The sequence below is a fragment of the Aliiroseovarius sp. F20344 genome (assembly GCF_023016155.1).
GTDB lineage: Bacteria > Pseudomonadota > Alphaproteobacteria > Rhodobacterales > Rhodobacteraceae > Aliiroseovarius.
Genome location: NZ_JALKBG010000006.1, coordinates 571,178 through 585,621 on the forward strand (window position 1 = coordinate 571,178; position 14,444 = coordinate 585,621).

Sequence of the window (14,444 nt, forward strand, 5' to 3'; positions counted from 1 at the left end):
GCATGAAAGTAAGCGTGCAATGTTGGCAGGACGTCGCGAAACGCTTGGATATGAACGATTGTTCAGTTACCAATCCATCATGGCTCGGAAAACTGGATCACATAGCGAAATCACTGGCCCACGTGTGCGAGAGGCCGCGCTGACGCTGTTTGCGCGCCATGGCTTTGCGGCCGTGTCGATGCGCCAGATCGCGGGCGAGGTCGGTGTGCAGGCAGGCGCGCTTTATCTTTATACAAAGGACAAGCAGAGCCTGCTTTTCGACCTGATGCGCACCCATATGGACGATCTGTTGGCCGCATGGGCAGAGGAACCCAAAGGCGAGGGCGCGCTGGATACGCTTGAGGCCTTCACCCGGTTCCACATCCGTTTTCACTTGGAACGACCCGACGCGGTTTTCATTGCTTATATGGAGCTTCGCAACCTGACGGATGACAATTTCGCCGCTATCGAAGTTCTGCGTCGTCAGTATGAGGGAGAATTGGAAGCCATTTTGCGGGCAGGGCAGCACGATGGCGCCATCACCGTTCCAGATATTCGTCTGACCACCATGGCGCTGATTGCTATGCTGACAGGGGTGAACACCTGGTATCGCGAAGGTGGTCGTCTGTCGCGCGAGGCCGTGGCGGATCGGTATTGGGATATGGTACGCGGCGCAGTTGGCGCGTGAGTACTGGACTCTGTCCGCTATCGAACCGATATATAGAACATGTCTCTGCCGCCCGGTTTCCTAGATGAGTTGCGTACCCGCCTCAGCCTGACACAGGTTGTGGGGCGTAAGGTCATGTGGGACCAGCGGAAATCCAATCAAGCCAAGGGCGACATGTGGGCGCCTTGCCCCTTCCATCAGGAAAAAACCGCGTCTTTTCATGTAGATGACCAGAAGGGGTTTTACTACTGCTTTGGCTGCCACGCGAAGGGCGATGCGATCAGTTTTGTGAAAGAGACCGAAAATGTCTCGTTCATCGAAGCGGTCGAGATCTTGGCGGGAGAAGCAGGCATGAAGATGCCCGCGCGTGACCCGAAAGCCCAAGAAAAAGCGGACCGCCGCACGCAGTTGGCGGAGGTGATGGAGATGGCGGTCAGCCATTTCCGCCTGATGCTGAAGACGGGGGCGGGGGCCGAGGCGCGGGACTATCTGACCCGCCGTGGCCTGAACGAAGCGGCACTGGATCGTTGGGAAATCGGCTTTGCGCCCGATGCGTGGCAGGGGCTTTGGGATCACCTGAAGGGCAAGAATGTCGACGATGACTTGATCCTTGGCGCGGGGCTGGCCAAGCCCAGTCAAAAGGGTGGCAAACCCTATGACACGTTCCGCGGACGTATCATGTTTCCCATTCGGGATGCGCGTGGACGGGCGATCGCTTTTGGGGGCCGTGCGATGGACCCAAACGACAACGCCAAATACCTGAACTCGCCTGAGACCGAGCTTTTTGACAAAGGCCGCAGTCTGTTCAATCACGGCCCCGCCCGCGAAGCCGCGGGAAAAGGGCAGCCGTTGATTGTGGCCGAAGGTTATATGGACGTGATTGCCTTGTCCGAGGCCGGGTTCAATGCCACAGTCGCGCCGCTTGGAACTGCGATCACCGAAGATCAGTTGCGCTTGCTTTGGCGGATCGCGCCCGAACCCATCATCGCGCTGGATGGAGACACGGCCGGTCTGCGTGCCGCGATGCGGGTGATCGACAACGCACTGCCATTGCTAGAAGCGGGTCAAAGCCTACGGTTCTCGATCATGCCGGAAGGCAAAGACCCCGATGATCTGCTGAAAGAAAGCGGATCCAGCGCGATGCAGACGCTGATTGATGGGGCTATTCCGATGGTGGACCTGTTGTGGCGGCGTGAAACCGAAGGCAAGGTCTTTGACAGTCCTGAGCGCAAAGCGGCGCTGGACAAGGACCTGCGCCTCGCCATTTCGAACATTAAGGATCAGTCGATCCGCAATCACTATGGCCAGGCCATCAAAGACAAACGGTGGGAGCTGTTCCGCTCGCGCCCGAAAGGGCAGGGTGGCCAAAAGCGCGCGTGGCAACCGGGTAAGGGGCAGGGATGGCAGCAAACGCCGCCGGTTTTGGCCTCGACCAAGGGATCCATATTGGCGACGGCAGATGATCTGGCGCAGGAAGCGCTGCGAGAGGCTGTGATCCTTGCCATCCTGATCCGCCGCCCTGACATGCTGGATCAGGTGGAAAGCAGGATGGAGCGGTTGGACATGGTCGGCCCAGATCATGGCGAACTTCTTCGGGTGATCTTAGGCCATGCGCATTCTGGTGCAGATGCGCTGGAAGAGGCCATCTTGAACCGAGTTGGCGGCGATTGTCTGGACAAGCTTTTCATGCTGAACCATGTGCGCATCACGCCAGCCATTCGGTCTGTTGAGGATGATGAAATCGTTCAGGCCTGCCTGACGGAAGAGCTGACCAAGCTGGAAGCCCTGCGTGGGGTGCGTCGCGAGGTGCAGGATGCACAAGCCGACATGGAGGCCCTGCCGGATGAGGGTGTGACATGGCGGCTGGGGCAGGCAGCCGAAGCCCGCAACAATGCATTGCGCAGTCAAACCGAAGACAAAACCACCTATGAAATTGCGGACAATGGATCGCTGATGGACCGGGAAGAGCGCGATGCATTGGACGCTTTGCTGGAACAAATTGATCCGGCGAAGCGAAAAAGCCACTAATGCGTTCGCCATAGGGGGGCGACTGCTTGCAAAGCCCCGCTAAAGCACCCACCTTACAGCTGTGGACGAATCACTGATTCGAATCAGCGTGACGTCCGTCCCGAATCACCCAAGCGCGGGTGGCCGTCAGCGAAGGACGCTTCGCATCACCACAAACGGCCCAGACCGCATCTTTCGTGCAAGGAGAGCCCATGGCTGCCAAGGACACCGCCAACGATCAAAAAGACGATCAGCACGCCGAACCGATGACAGATATGTCACAAGCCGCGGTGAAGAAAATGATCGCCGAGGCGCGCGAGCGTGGCTACATTACCTACGATCAGCTGAACCAGGTGCTGCCGCCCGAACAGGTCAGTTCCGAACAGATCGAAGACGTGATGTCGATGCTGTCCGAAATGGGTATCAACATCATTGAAGATGAAGAGGCGGAAGAGGAAGAGAAGGGCTCGACCGAACTTGTCGCCAAGAATGCCGGTGGTGAAGTTACCGTAGCAACGGCTGAGACGGAAAAGCTCGACCGGACTGACGACCCTGTGCGCATGTATCTGCGCGAAATGGGATCGGTAGAGCTTCTGTCGCGTGAAGGCGAGATTGCGATCGCCAAGCGGATTGAAGCTGGCCGCAACACCATGATCTCGGGCCTTTGTGAAAGCCCGTTGACCTTCCAGGCGATCACCATTTGGCGTGAAGAACTTCTGAACGAAGACATCTTGTTGCGCGATGTGATCGACCTTGATGCGACCTTCGGCAATCAGCTGGAAGAAGATGAAGAGGAAGAGGTTGCACCGGCCGCCAATGGCGCAGCACCCGCTTCCGAGAAGAAAGAAAAAGCGCAAGAGCTGGATGCAGACGGCAATCCCATCACCAACGATGACGATGATGATGACGAGGATGAAGCCGCCAACATGTCGCTTGCCGCGATGGAAGCCGCTCTGAAACCGCGCGTGCTGGAAACCCTCGAACTGATCGCCCGCGACTATGAAATGCTGTCGGAAATGCAGGATCTGCGGATGTCCGCGACCCTGAACGAGGATGACAGCTTCTCGAAGAAGGAAGAGGGCGCGTATCAGAAGCTGCGTTCGGAAATCGTTTTGCTGGTGAACGAGCTTCACCTGCACAACAACCGCATCGAAGCACTGGTCGACCAGCTTTACGGCATCAACCGCCGCATCATGTCGATTGACAGCGCGATGGTGAAACTGGCTGACCAAGCCCGCATCAACCGCCGTGAATTTGTCGAGGCCTATCGTGGCCGTGAATTGGACCCGACTTGGCTGGAAGAGATGGGCGAAAAGACCGGGCGCGCCTGGCAGTCCTTCATCGAAAAGTCGACCGACAAGGTTGAGAAGCTGCGCGGCGACATGGCGCAAGTGGGCCAATATGTCGGCGTCGACATCCCTGAATTCCGCCGCATCGTTCAGCAGGTTCAGAAGGGTGAGAAAGAAGCGCGTCAGGCTAAGAAGGAAATGGTAGAAGCCAACCTTCGCCTCGTGATCTCGATCGCTAAAAAATACACGAACCGTGGCCTGCAATTCCTTGATCTTATTCAGGAAGGTAACATCGGCCTGATGAAGGCGGTGGACAAGTTTGAATACCGTCGCGGTTATAAGTTCTCGACCTATGCGACATGGTGGATCCGTCAGGCGATCACGCGTTCGATCGCGGACCAAGCCCGCACGATCCGTATCCCGGTTCACATGATCGAAACGATCAACAAACTGGTCCGGACTGGTCGTCAGATGCTTCACGAAATCGGTCGCGAACCGACACCGGAGGAACTGGCCGAAAAGCTGCAAATGCCGCTTGAGAAAGTGCGCAAGGTGATGAAGATCGCCAAAGAGCCGATCTCTCTGGAAACACCGATTGGCGACGAGGAAGACAGCCAACTGGGTGACTTTATCGAGGACAAGAATGCCGTGCTGCCTTTGGACAGCGCCATTCAGGAAAACCTCAAGGAAACTACGACCCGCGTGCTAGCTTCGCTCACTCCGCGTGAAGAACGTGTGCTTCGGATGCGCTTTGGTATCGGCATGAACACCGACCACACGCTGGAAGAAGTGGGCCAACAATTCAGCGTGACCCGCGAACGTATTCGCCAGATCGAGGCGAAAGCGCTGCGCAAACTGAAGCACCCAAGCCGCTCGCGCAAACTGCGCAGTTTCTTGGATCAGTAACAGCTTTCACAGTCTTTTAGAGAACGCCCTGCAATTTGCGGGGCGTTTTATTTTCAGCCGTATGTGCAGCTCCGATCAAGGCAGGCTTGCTGAGTGATTCCTTGTCGGTTAGGCCACAGACGGCTGGATGTGACGCACCTCCACCTATGCCAGAATTGATCTATTTCCACCTCTACCCAGCGGACACAATTCTTCGACGAGAACAGATTGTTTCCCTAAATTTGAACAAAAAAGCCCTCCTTAGGATTTAAAAATGTGGCGGTTTGTGGCAGGAATGTGGCGGGGAAATGTTCACGTCAGTCTATTTTGCTGACTTATACTGGGTAATTTGAAATGTATGATGTTGTGAGGGGAAAGCCATTGGCGCTGCAGCCAGATTGGCAAATTGAGACACCGCGCCGACGCGATGGGTTCGCGAATAAAGTATCGGCGGTTCGGTTGGGACGATTGCTTGCGTTGAAAGCGCTTGAGAAACGCAAAAGCGAAGGCTTGGCTTCATGCCGCCCATCGTTTGCGCATTTCTAGGCGCAGTATCGAGAAGTCGACTGAAGCCCGACACTGCCTTGCGTGCTTAACGTTGATCTGTTGCTTCAGCTTTGGCTAAAACAAAACCGGTGACGCATTTGCGCACCGGTTTCGTTTTTTCGGGGTACCTAAATGGCCAACATGTTTGAGATCACCACGCATGGAGCGGGACTGTATGAGTTCACCGACCAAGTGACATCTTGGTTGCGAGCGCAGAATACGAGTGATGGATTGCTGACCTTGTTTGTGCGCCACACATCTTGTTCGCTGCTCATCCAAGAAAATGCGGACCCTGAGGTTCAAACAGACCTGAACAACTTCTTTTCACGATTGGTACCGCCCAGCACGGATCCAACGATGAGCTATCTGACACATACTTATGAGGGGCCGGATGATATGCCCGCGCATATTAAATCCGCGCTGCTGCCCGTGAATCTGTCGATCCCTGTCCATGACGGGCGGCTTATGCTGGGAGCATGGCAGGGGATCTATTTGTTCGAGCACCGCACGGCCCCGCATCGGCGGCAGGTGGCTGGGCATCTGTCTACCTGATGGATAAACATAAGAACGCGCCGCAATTCGGTTCGACTGCAGCGCGTTGTCTTTTGTGTGGATGGATCAGCCTTCCAGTACGAACGTTACCATCAGGTTCACCTGATAGTGTTCAATCTTGCCATCTTTGACCGATACGGATTGTTCTTTCACCCAAGCGCTCACCACGTTGCGCAGGGTTTTTGCGGCGCGTTCAACGCCAGTTTCAACCGCATCGTCGAAGCTTTTCTTTGATGTTGCTGAGATTTCGGTAACTCGTGCTACGGACATTTCTGGTCCTCCTGTTGTTCAGATTACGCAAGTATTTGAGTTATATCACAGGCCGACAGGGGAGTATTTTCAGCCATTCCCACTTGACGCCTAGCAGGCCTTATCTTGGTGTGTGCAATTCGGGCTACACAAGACTTAGAGGCTGGCCTATAGTGCCTGTGGATAAGTGGTCATAGACCCACACCCACATGGTTCAGTGAAGGAAGGGGATCGCCCATGCGCTGTCCGTTTTGCGGAAATATCGACACTCAGGTAAAAGACAGCCGCCCAGCCGAGGATCACGTTGCGATCCGACGCCGCCGCTTTTGTCCGGCTTGCGGGGGGCGGTTTACCACCTATGAACGCGTGCAATTGCGCGATCTTGTGGTGATAAAATCCAACGGTCGCCGTGAAGACTTCGACCGTGAAAAACTAGAGCGCTCGATCCGTATATCGATGCAGAAACGCCCGGTTGAACCAGAGCGGATTGATCAGATGATCTCGGGCATTGTGCGGCGTTTGGAAAGTATGGGCGAAACAGACATTCAGTCCAAGACGATCGGTGAGATCGTGATGGAGGCTTTGGCCCGGATTGACACCGTTGCCTATGTGCGCTTTGCCAGCGTTTACAAAAACTTCCAAGCCGCTGATGATTTCGACAAATTTGTCAGCGAGTTGCGACCGGACATCCCGCCAGAAGACAACGAGTAGACCCATGACAGCAGACAAGACGGGCGCGGATAACAGGTTTTTGCGCTTGGCTCTGTCGCTTGCCCGGCGTGGGCTTGGGCGTGTTTGGCCCAATCCTGCGGTGGGCTGTGTGATTGTGCGTGATGACCGGATTATCGGCCGTGGTTGGACGCAGCCGGGGGGACGGCCCCATGCGGAAACAGTTGCGCTTGCTCAGGCAGGGGGAGCTGCGCAAGGAGCCACTGCTTATGTCACGCTGGAACCCTGTGCCCATCACGGAAAAACGCCGCCCTGTGCCGACACACTTATCAAGGCGGGTGTCGCGCGTGTGGTCTGTGCATTGGGTGATCCTGATCCGCGTGTGGATGGGGGCGGTTTCGATATGCTCCGCGCGGCGGGCATCGAAGTTGTAACGGGCCTCTGCGAGGATGAAGCGCACGTAGACCAGGCCGGCTTCTTAAGCCGGGTGACCCGTGGTCGCCCCATGATGACGCTGAAACTCGCCAGCAGCTTTGACGGGCGCATCGCAACAGCCAGCGGTGAAAGCCAATGGATCACAGGGCCCGCCGCGCGCCGCCATGTGCATGCAATGCGCGCAAACCATGATGCGGTGATGGTCGGGGCAGGTACGGCCCGTGATGATGATCCGTCGCTAACAGTGCGTGGGCTGGGAATTGAACACCAACCGGTGCGGGTGGTTTTATCCCGGCATTTGGACCTTCCGCTGGACAGCAAACTTGCGAAATCCGCAAAAGAAATTCCTATATGGATTTGCCATGGTCGCCGTGCCGCGCCCGAGCTGATTTCGGTCTGGAAAGACATCGGCGCCACATTGATCGAGGTGGACGAGGCGCAGGCGACGTTGGACCCAACATCGGTTCTTGAGGCTCTGGGCGCGCGTGGCCTGACCCGTGTCTATTGCGAAGGTGGCGGTGGGGTGGCCGCGTCTTTTCTTATGGCGGGAATGGTCGACGAGCTTGTGGGCTATGGCGCGGGGCTGGCCATTGGTGCCGAAGGGCGACCGTCTTTGGCTGCAATGGGGCTAAGCAGATTGGCCGAGGCCCCCAGATTTGAGCTGGTCGAGTGTCGCGACATAGGTGGCGATGTCTTGCACCGTTGGCGCGCGACACCATCAACGCCATAGATAGGCGTAGCTGGCGAAGACCCCCTGTAATTTGGCAAGCATCCGCGTACCGGGTCGCCCTTTGGGCAGATCACCGGACGCAAGACGATCCACAATCACTTCGACCGGACAAGCTGTTTTGGTGATTGGATCGAAATAGCGCGGATAGTCGATCAGCACAGCATGAGCGAGAGCAATCAGATCAGGGCGCGCTTGTCGCCTGTCCGGCACCTGACCCAGATCTGTCGTCAGGCCCCAACCGGCATAGAAGGGCGCCCCCAGACAGGTCACAGACACCCCGCGCAGCAGCGCTTCGAACCCCATGGTGGAGGTCATGGTCCACAGCGCATCAACATGCTCCAACAGCGCGATGGGATCAGATTCATCCGCGATCAAGTCTGCATAGCGCAAAGCCTCATCCGCCGGAATGCGTCCCTCGCGCAACCCGGCTTCGACGTCCGGATGTGGCTTATAGATGATCACGGCGTCGGGATTGTCGGCGCGCACCCGTTTGAGCAAACCCAGATTGGTTGCAACCGTTGAAGTGCCCAGCTTGATCGAGGCATCGTCTTCCACCTGCCCCGGCACAAGAATGCGGTTGCCCGACGGCAGTTCGTCAAGGCCAGCAGGCAGTGGACGATCCAGATTGTATTTCCCCAGCCGGTTTTGCGTGATGCGCTCAATCAAACGCGCGGCCCGTTCGCGGGCGTGGTCGGGCAGGGTGGTGGCATTCGCAATGTGTTGCTCCAGCCTGCTTTCGCGCGCAGGGTCATAATAAATTCCCAGATCATCCCGAACCAAAGACAAGGGTGGGGTAAGCTCTGCCCCCAACCCGCGCGAACGCAAGAACCCGTCTTCGATGCGCAGGGGGACTTGGTGCGTGTTGTGTTCCGGCGTCTCTTTCCCAGCCCAAACCATCAGCGGGCGTTCAAGTGTCTCGGCCCCATTTGCAGCGCGCGCGCCATCGTCGTCAAACACCATGGCGGTGTCCGCCTTAAAGAACTCGGCCAGTGGGCGGCGTTTCCACAGGCGCATTCCGCTGGCGACATAGCCTTGCCTGTCTTCACGCCATGCCCGCGCGCGCGCTTCTAACGTGTCCAACACCTGCTCAATTTCGCACAAGGTATCGCGGTAGGGATCGTACCAGGTGGGATAGATCATCATCGCAGCCGCAAACAGCTGCGGGCGGGTCAGCTTGCGATTGCGTCTGTTTACGGGCTGCCGATCCTCAGTCAGACCCCAGCCCGCATAGAAAGGCTGGCCGAACACCTGCGGCTTGTGCCCCGCCAAGATGGCTTCGAACCCCATGCCGGAGCTGACGGTGTAGACAGCCATCGCCCCGTCAAGAAGCGCCCATGGGCTGACAGCGTCCGTGATCAGATGCACCTGTACATTTGCATCTTCGGGACCAAAATGACCGGTGCGGTGGCCGGCCTGCGTTTCGGGATGTGTCTTGATCAGAATGCGCGCATGGGGATGTTCCAGCCGTGCAGCGACCAACATGTCGCGGAATGTGGCCTTGGATGCGCCGCCATGACGGATCGACGCGTCCCCGGCGGTCTGATCCAGCACCAGAACATACGGCGCATCGGGAACCGGTCGTGAGGGCAGGAATGCGTTGTATTTGGACAGATGACCCGTTTTCATACGCTCAATTGCAACGCGCGCGCGGTTCAGCATTGAACTGTCATCCAGCGGGTCGTTCATCAAGATGTGTTCCAGCCGCGAAGGGAGGGAGCCATCGAAATGCACTCCCATATCATCCAGCAAAAGACCCAACGGCGGCTCGCCGGACCGACCTGGCAGAACCGACCGTAAAAACGCGTCTTCGACGCGCAGGACGGGGGCTGCCTTTTTGGCGGCCACCGCCTCGCCCCGACCAGAGGTAGGGCTTTTGCCCCATGTGCCTACCCAGTCGTCGGCAGAGGGAACACCAAGACGGATTTTCCAACCTGAAAGTTCTAAGATCCGCTTGATGCGTGGTTGTGTCAGAAAGCCGCCATTGTAAACAAAAAGCCGCCGGGGCATCTGCTGCCCGGCGGCTTGTTTGGTTTTGCTATGATCGCCCACGGGCAATGGCCCGGTTATTCAGCAGCTAAGCTTTGATTCAGTGCCGAAATCGAGCCTGCAGTGGCCAGCGTTCCAGTCAGGGCAGTCAGCACTTTCGACCACTGAACGTAGGGGGCTTCGGTCACATAAACCGTATCGCCATCGCGGATCACAAAGTCGCGGGCCATGAACAAACCGTTGGTTTCGGTCAGGTTCAGGACATAGACCATGCGCTGAGGTCCACGCAGATCTGACCGGCGCAGAACGGCGTTGGCAACAACTGCGCTTTCGTTACGCAGCACAAATACACCAGTTGGATCTGCGGTCGCCGGGGACAATCCGCCAACTTGAGCAATCGCCTCAACCGCTGAAAGCGTCTGACTTTCAAAGCCAACGCGGCTTTGCGTGCCCGTGGCGCCAAGGGCGGTATAGGTACGTGTGTCAGCCTCGACCAGGATGCGGTCGCCGCCCCGCAGGGCGATGTCCATGTTTGGATATCTGAACAGATCTTCGAACCAAATCTCACCTGAATTGCGGCCACGGATCACTTTCACTTTCGCAATCTCAGGCTCAATCGTCACGCCGCCTGCACGTGCAAGCATGGCGTTCAGAGTGCGGGTCGGACGTTCGATCGGATAGACACCCTGCCCACCAACTGCACCCGAGATCGAGACAGTTGCCCCATCGCCAGCCATCCGGCGCACGGTGACCTGCGGATCAGGCGTTTGTTCAGCAAGTTTGCTGGTGATCACGCGACGAATGGCTTCGGGCGAATTTCCGGCGGCTTTAACGCGACCGGCATAGGGAATGAAGATATTACCAGCGCCATCAACTTGAACCTGTTCAAGCGTTGCCGGGGCACCTGCTGTTGTCAGGATACCGTCTTCAACGTTTTCCCAGATCGAGATTCCAAGAACGTCACCGGGGCGAATAGTGTCAGAACCGACAACGCCACTGTTCTGAAAATCTTTGCTGAACCCGATCGCAGGAACTTGGGCCGCCTCGCGTGCGACGCGTGTGTCAACGTCAACGATATAGGCATCGCCATTCTTCTGGACAGAACCTGCGTAGATCTCTTGCTTGCTTGGACCACTGCGAGGTAGGCCACAAGCGGCAAGGGCTAACACTGCGCCGGCTAAGGCCAAGTGTTTGATCCAATATGTTTTTTTAGCTTTCACCGCTCGACCCCTTCGTGGAGGTTTGATTCATTTTCTGCAATCTACAGCGAGACAAGATTGTTTTCTAGCTGGGAAGCGTTCCTCTTAGCTCACCACACTTAACTGTTGCCGTGGTGCCGCTGTGCCATATTCCAGAGCGTGATAAGGATCGTGTGGTGAAAGCATCATATCGACGACTTGCCGCAGCAACTGCCGCCGTCCTCGCGACGAATAAAAACCACCCGCTACCTGACTGGTTTCTAACAAAAAATGGCGATAATCGCGGTAGGCGCGTTTGTCAGGCCGGGTTGGGGATTCAAAGAACTCGGGCAAGGTTTGTTCGGACACAAATTCCGGTTTCGCATAGACTGCGTCCCCGAAAAGCTTTAGCGGAAGCCCACGCCACAGAACCTGTTGCGCGGCGGTCGAGTTTATCGTGACGGATGACCGTGCGTGGTCGAGCAATTTCGCAAGCTTTCCGCCGCGCACGTAATGCACGCGGTTCTCGACGCCATACGTTTTGGCCAACCTGCGAATCTCGCGCTGTTGAGGCACACGCCCATCCTCGAGGGGGTGCGCTTTAAACACCAAGTGGTGATGGGTTGCAGCGCCCTTTGAGAAGTCAGAAATGACACGTTCCAAGAACTCGGTCATCGTGGTGAAGGGGCTGTGCATCTGGAAGCTGGAGTCATGTTCCAGCTGAAGCAGCGCAAGGTGATAGGGAAAGCCGCCATAACGGATGCGCAACGTGGCCGCGATGCGGTTGGCTGCTATCACAGGCATCAGTACAAGTCGTTGAAGGTAAAGAAGGAACTCTTTGCCAACGCTAAGCGATCTGTGCGGTTTGAAATTGCGATACTTCTGGTTCAGGAACATCACAAACCAGTGGTACAGCGCGCCGTAAAACACATGATGGCGCATGTCCCCCCAATGGGCGGGGGCTTCGGGAATGTCGGGTTCGGCATTTGCAAGAATGCGCTGCATGTCATCCACCGAATACTCCATAAGGCGGGAGTTTCCGTTTGATCCGTCACGCTCGTAGGTCACCCAATAGGGTCGCAGATAGCCTTCTTCGAACACGTGAATGGTCAATCCCCGTGCGCGGGCTTGTTCCACGGCCTGCGCGTGGATCGGTCTGGTGTCGCCATACAGAACGATGTCGGTGATGTTGTGGGTGTCGACGATCTGCTCAAACCGCTCAGACCATTGGTCTTGCGTATCGGTGAAAGGGATAAAGTTTGATTTGTCGTGCCAGAAGGCCTGATCGCCGCGGTTAAACCCAACGCGCCAAACTTTCGCACCGGAATGGCCCAGCATTTTGGCAAGGCGCCAACAGAAAGGCCCATGCGGACCCTGTAGGAATAAAAAATTTCGGTTCTCGCCCGTAATGCGCGCCATGCGGAAACTCACCAGATCGCTTCGTGACTGCGATGTTATAGAGATACGTGATGTTGGTTATAGGGGAATTAACAGGGGCTTGCGGCAAAAATTGGGCCAAGGTCAACGTTTTCGGGCGCGGGGCGCGACTGGTCGCATCCTGTCTTCAAACCCAAGGAGAATTCCTCTAGACCAATGCATGCAGATCGACGCAGGAGGCGATTCATGTTTACCGGGATTATCACTGATGTGGGGCGCATTGAGGCGCTGGAACAAGCAGGTGACATGCGTGCGCGCATTGCGACTGCCTATGACACGTCTGGGATAGACATTGGGGCGTCCATTGCCTCGGACGGGGTTTGTCTGACTGTCGTCACTTTGGGCGAGAATTGGTATGACGTTGATATCTCAGCTGAAACTGTGTCGAAAACCAATCTGGGCGACTGGGTGGTTGGGCTCAAAGTGAACTTGGAGCGCGCTTTGAAAGTGGGCGACGAGCTGGGCGGGCACATCGTGTCTGGTCACGTTGACGGTGTGGCCGAGATCGTCGCCATGAATGTAGAAGGGGACAGCACTCGTGTGCGGTTCAAGGCCCCATCTAATCTGGCGCGTTTTATCGCACCAAAAGGATCTGTCGCGTTGAATGGTACCTCTTTGACCGTGAACGAAGTTGAAGGTGACGAGTTCGGCGTGAACCTGATCTCGCATACAAAAGGGGTCACAAACTGGGGGCAGGCGAAGGTTGGTGATCGGGTGAACCTCGAGATTGACACGCTGGCGCGCTATGTGGCCCGGTTGGCCGATTACGGACAGTCCTGATCTGTGTTTGGCGTGATCTCTGTTTGAAATATTCGTATATGGGCATATGATTGGCGAAATCCCTGACTGACGGAGTTCGCCCATGTCCCTTCTACGCCCCACACGCCGTGACCTTTTGCGCCTTGCTGCCGTAGCACCGGCCTTTGCCATGCCTGCGACTGCCCGCGCCATGTTGGGCGCCCCGACGGATGGCAATCCCGCGCATTTCTCGTTCACGCTGGGTCAGGCGAAAATTACTATCGTTTCAGATGGTTACTTCACACTGCCGTTTGGTGGGCAGGCGATGAATGCGCCGGAAGACGAAAAGCTCGCCTTTATGGCCGCGCATTACATTGATCCCAAGGTCGGCTATTCCCACACCAACCACATGTATATCGAGCTGGGCGAGGCGCGCGTGTTGGTCGATGTGGGGTCGGGCAATCGTTGGTTCGATACGACGGGCCGTCTGATGGGCAATCTGGAAACTGCCGGAATTGACCCGATGGGCATTACGCATGTGGCCATCACCCACGCGCACCCGGATCACATATGGGGCATTCGCGACGATTTTGACGAACCCGTTATCCCGGACGCGGAGTACATTATGGGCGAGGCCGAGCGCACACATTGGATGCAAGATGGTCTGGTCGACCGCGTGGCACCTGAAGATCAGCAGTTTGTGCTGGGCGCTGTAAACTCGATCACCGCCGAAGGGCTGGAATGGACTTTGGCGTCGAATGATCACGAGATCGCGCCGGGTATCCGCCTGATCGACACGCCGGGCCACACACCGGGCCATATGTCGGTAGCAGTCGAAAGCGACGGGCAGCAGTTGATTGCACTGGGCGACTGCATGACCCATGCCATCCTGAACTTTGCACATCCTGAATGGTACTCGGGTCGCGATTCCGATGGAGCGCAAACCGGCGCCACACGCAACCGCCTGCTAGATATGGCCGCCGCGGACCGGATCGCAGTGCTGGGCTATCACTTCCCGTTTCCCGGCGTGGGTCATGTACGCCGCGAGGGTGATGCCTATCAGTTCGTCCCAGCACTCTGGCAGTTCTAACCCTCTG

Annotated in this window: 12 protein-coding genes; 8 read left to right on the forward strand and 4 right to left on the reverse strand. The window is 56.8% G+C overall.

Going from position 1 to position 14,444, the window contains the following annotated elements; all coding sequences use genetic code 11:
• The first annotated feature begins 79 nt into the window (after positions 1-79).
• The 4 genes from MWU55_RS08580 (at position 80) to MWU55_RS08595 (ending at position 5,925) form a co-directional block, all read left to right on the forward strand.
• Positions 80-667: a TetR/AcrR family transcriptional regulator gene (locus MWU55_RS08580; RefSeq protein ID WP_246935714.1), complete on the forward strand. Its 588-nt coding sequence runs from the start codon at positions 80-82 to the stop codon at positions 665-667.
• 39 nt (positions 668-706) lie between these two features.
• On the forward strand, positions 707-2,674 hold the full coding sequence (dnaG, locus tag MWU55_RS08585) for a DNA primase (RefSeq protein WP_246935630.1): 1,968 nt from the start codon (positions 707-709) through the stop codon (positions 2,672-2,674).
• Between the two features lie 191 nt (positions 2,675-2,865).
• Entirely contained in the window at positions 2,866-4,848 is a 1,983-nt protein-coding gene (gene rpoD / locus MWU55_RS08590) for an RNA polymerase sigma factor RpoD (protein WP_246935631.1), read from the forward strand.
• Positions 4,849-5,505: 657 nt separating this feature from the next.
• A complete protein-coding gene (locus tag MWU55_RS08595; protein WP_246935632.1) occupies positions 5,506-5,925 on the forward strand; it encodes a secondary thiamine-phosphate synthase enzyme YjbQ in 420 nt (139 codons plus the stop codon).
• Positions 5,926-5,991: 66 nt separating this feature from the next.
• On the opposite strand, the gene MWU55_RS08600 is transcribed toward MWU55_RS08595, so the two are convergent.
• On the reverse strand, positions 5,992-6,195 hold the full coding sequence (locus MWU55_RS08600; RefSeq protein WP_246935633.1) for a dodecin family protein: 204 nt from the start codon (positions 6,193-6,195) through the stop codon (positions 5,992-5,994).
• 216 nt (positions 6,196-6,411) lie between these two features.
• Here MWU55_RS08600 and nrdR point away from each other — a divergent pair, with 216 nt between their 5' ends.
• Positions 6,412-6,885, forward strand: coding sequence for a transcriptional regulator NrdR (gene nrdR, locus MWU55_RS08605; RefSeq protein ID WP_246935634.1), 474 nt, complete (start codon positions 6,412-6,414; stop codon positions 6,883-6,885).
• A gap of 4 nt (positions 6,886-6,889) precedes the next feature.
• A complete protein-coding gene (gene ribD / locus MWU55_RS08610) occupies positions 6,890-8,008 on the forward strand; it encodes a bifunctional diaminohydroxyphosphoribosylaminopyrimidine deaminase/5-amino-6-(5-phosphoribosylamino)uracil reductase RibD (protein WP_246935635.1) in 1,119 nt (372 codons plus the stop codon).
• Here ribD and MWU55_RS08615 read toward each other — a convergent pair.
• The 3 genes from MWU55_RS08615 to MWU55_RS08625 form a co-directional block, all read right to left on the reverse strand.
• On the reverse strand, positions 7,997-10,015 hold the full coding sequence (locus tag MWU55_RS08615; protein ID WP_246935636.1) for a capsular polysaccharide biosynthesis protein: 2,019 nt from the start codon (positions 10,013-10,015) through the stop codon (positions 7,997-7,999). The genes ribD and MWU55_RS08615 overlap by 12 nt on opposite strands.
• Positions 10,016-10,071: 56 nt before the next feature.
• Positions 10,072-11,214 carry a polysaccharide biosynthesis/export family protein gene (locus MWU55_RS08620; protein ID WP_246935637.1) on the reverse strand — a complete coding sequence of 381 codons (1,143 nt, stop codon included), beginning with the start codon at positions 11,212-11,214 and terminating at the stop codon, positions 10,072-10,074.
• An 84-nt stretch (positions 11,215-11,298) separates the two neighbouring features.
• Positions 11,299-12,591 (reverse strand): capsular biosynthesis protein, encoded by a 1,293-nt coding sequence (locus MWU55_RS08625; protein WP_246935638.1) that lies wholly within the window; start codon positions 12,589-12,591, stop codon positions 11,299-11,301.
• Between the two features lie 204 nt (positions 12,592-12,795).
• On the opposite strand from MWU55_RS08625, the gene MWU55_RS08630 reads away from it, so the two are divergent.
• Together MWU55_RS08630 and MWU55_RS08635 are read left to right on the forward strand one after the other, a co-directional pair.
• Positions 12,796-13,389 (forward strand): riboflavin synthase, encoded by a 594-nt coding sequence (locus tag MWU55_RS08630; RefSeq protein ID WP_246935639.1) that lies wholly within the window; start codon positions 12,796-12,798, stop codon positions 13,387-13,389.
• A gap of 82 nt (positions 13,390-13,471) precedes the next feature.
• A complete protein-coding gene (locus MWU55_RS08635; RefSeq protein ID WP_246935640.1) occupies positions 13,472-14,437 on the forward strand; it encodes an MBL fold metallo-hydrolase in 966 nt (321 codons plus the stop codon).
• Positions 14,438-14,444: the final 7 nt, after the last annotated feature.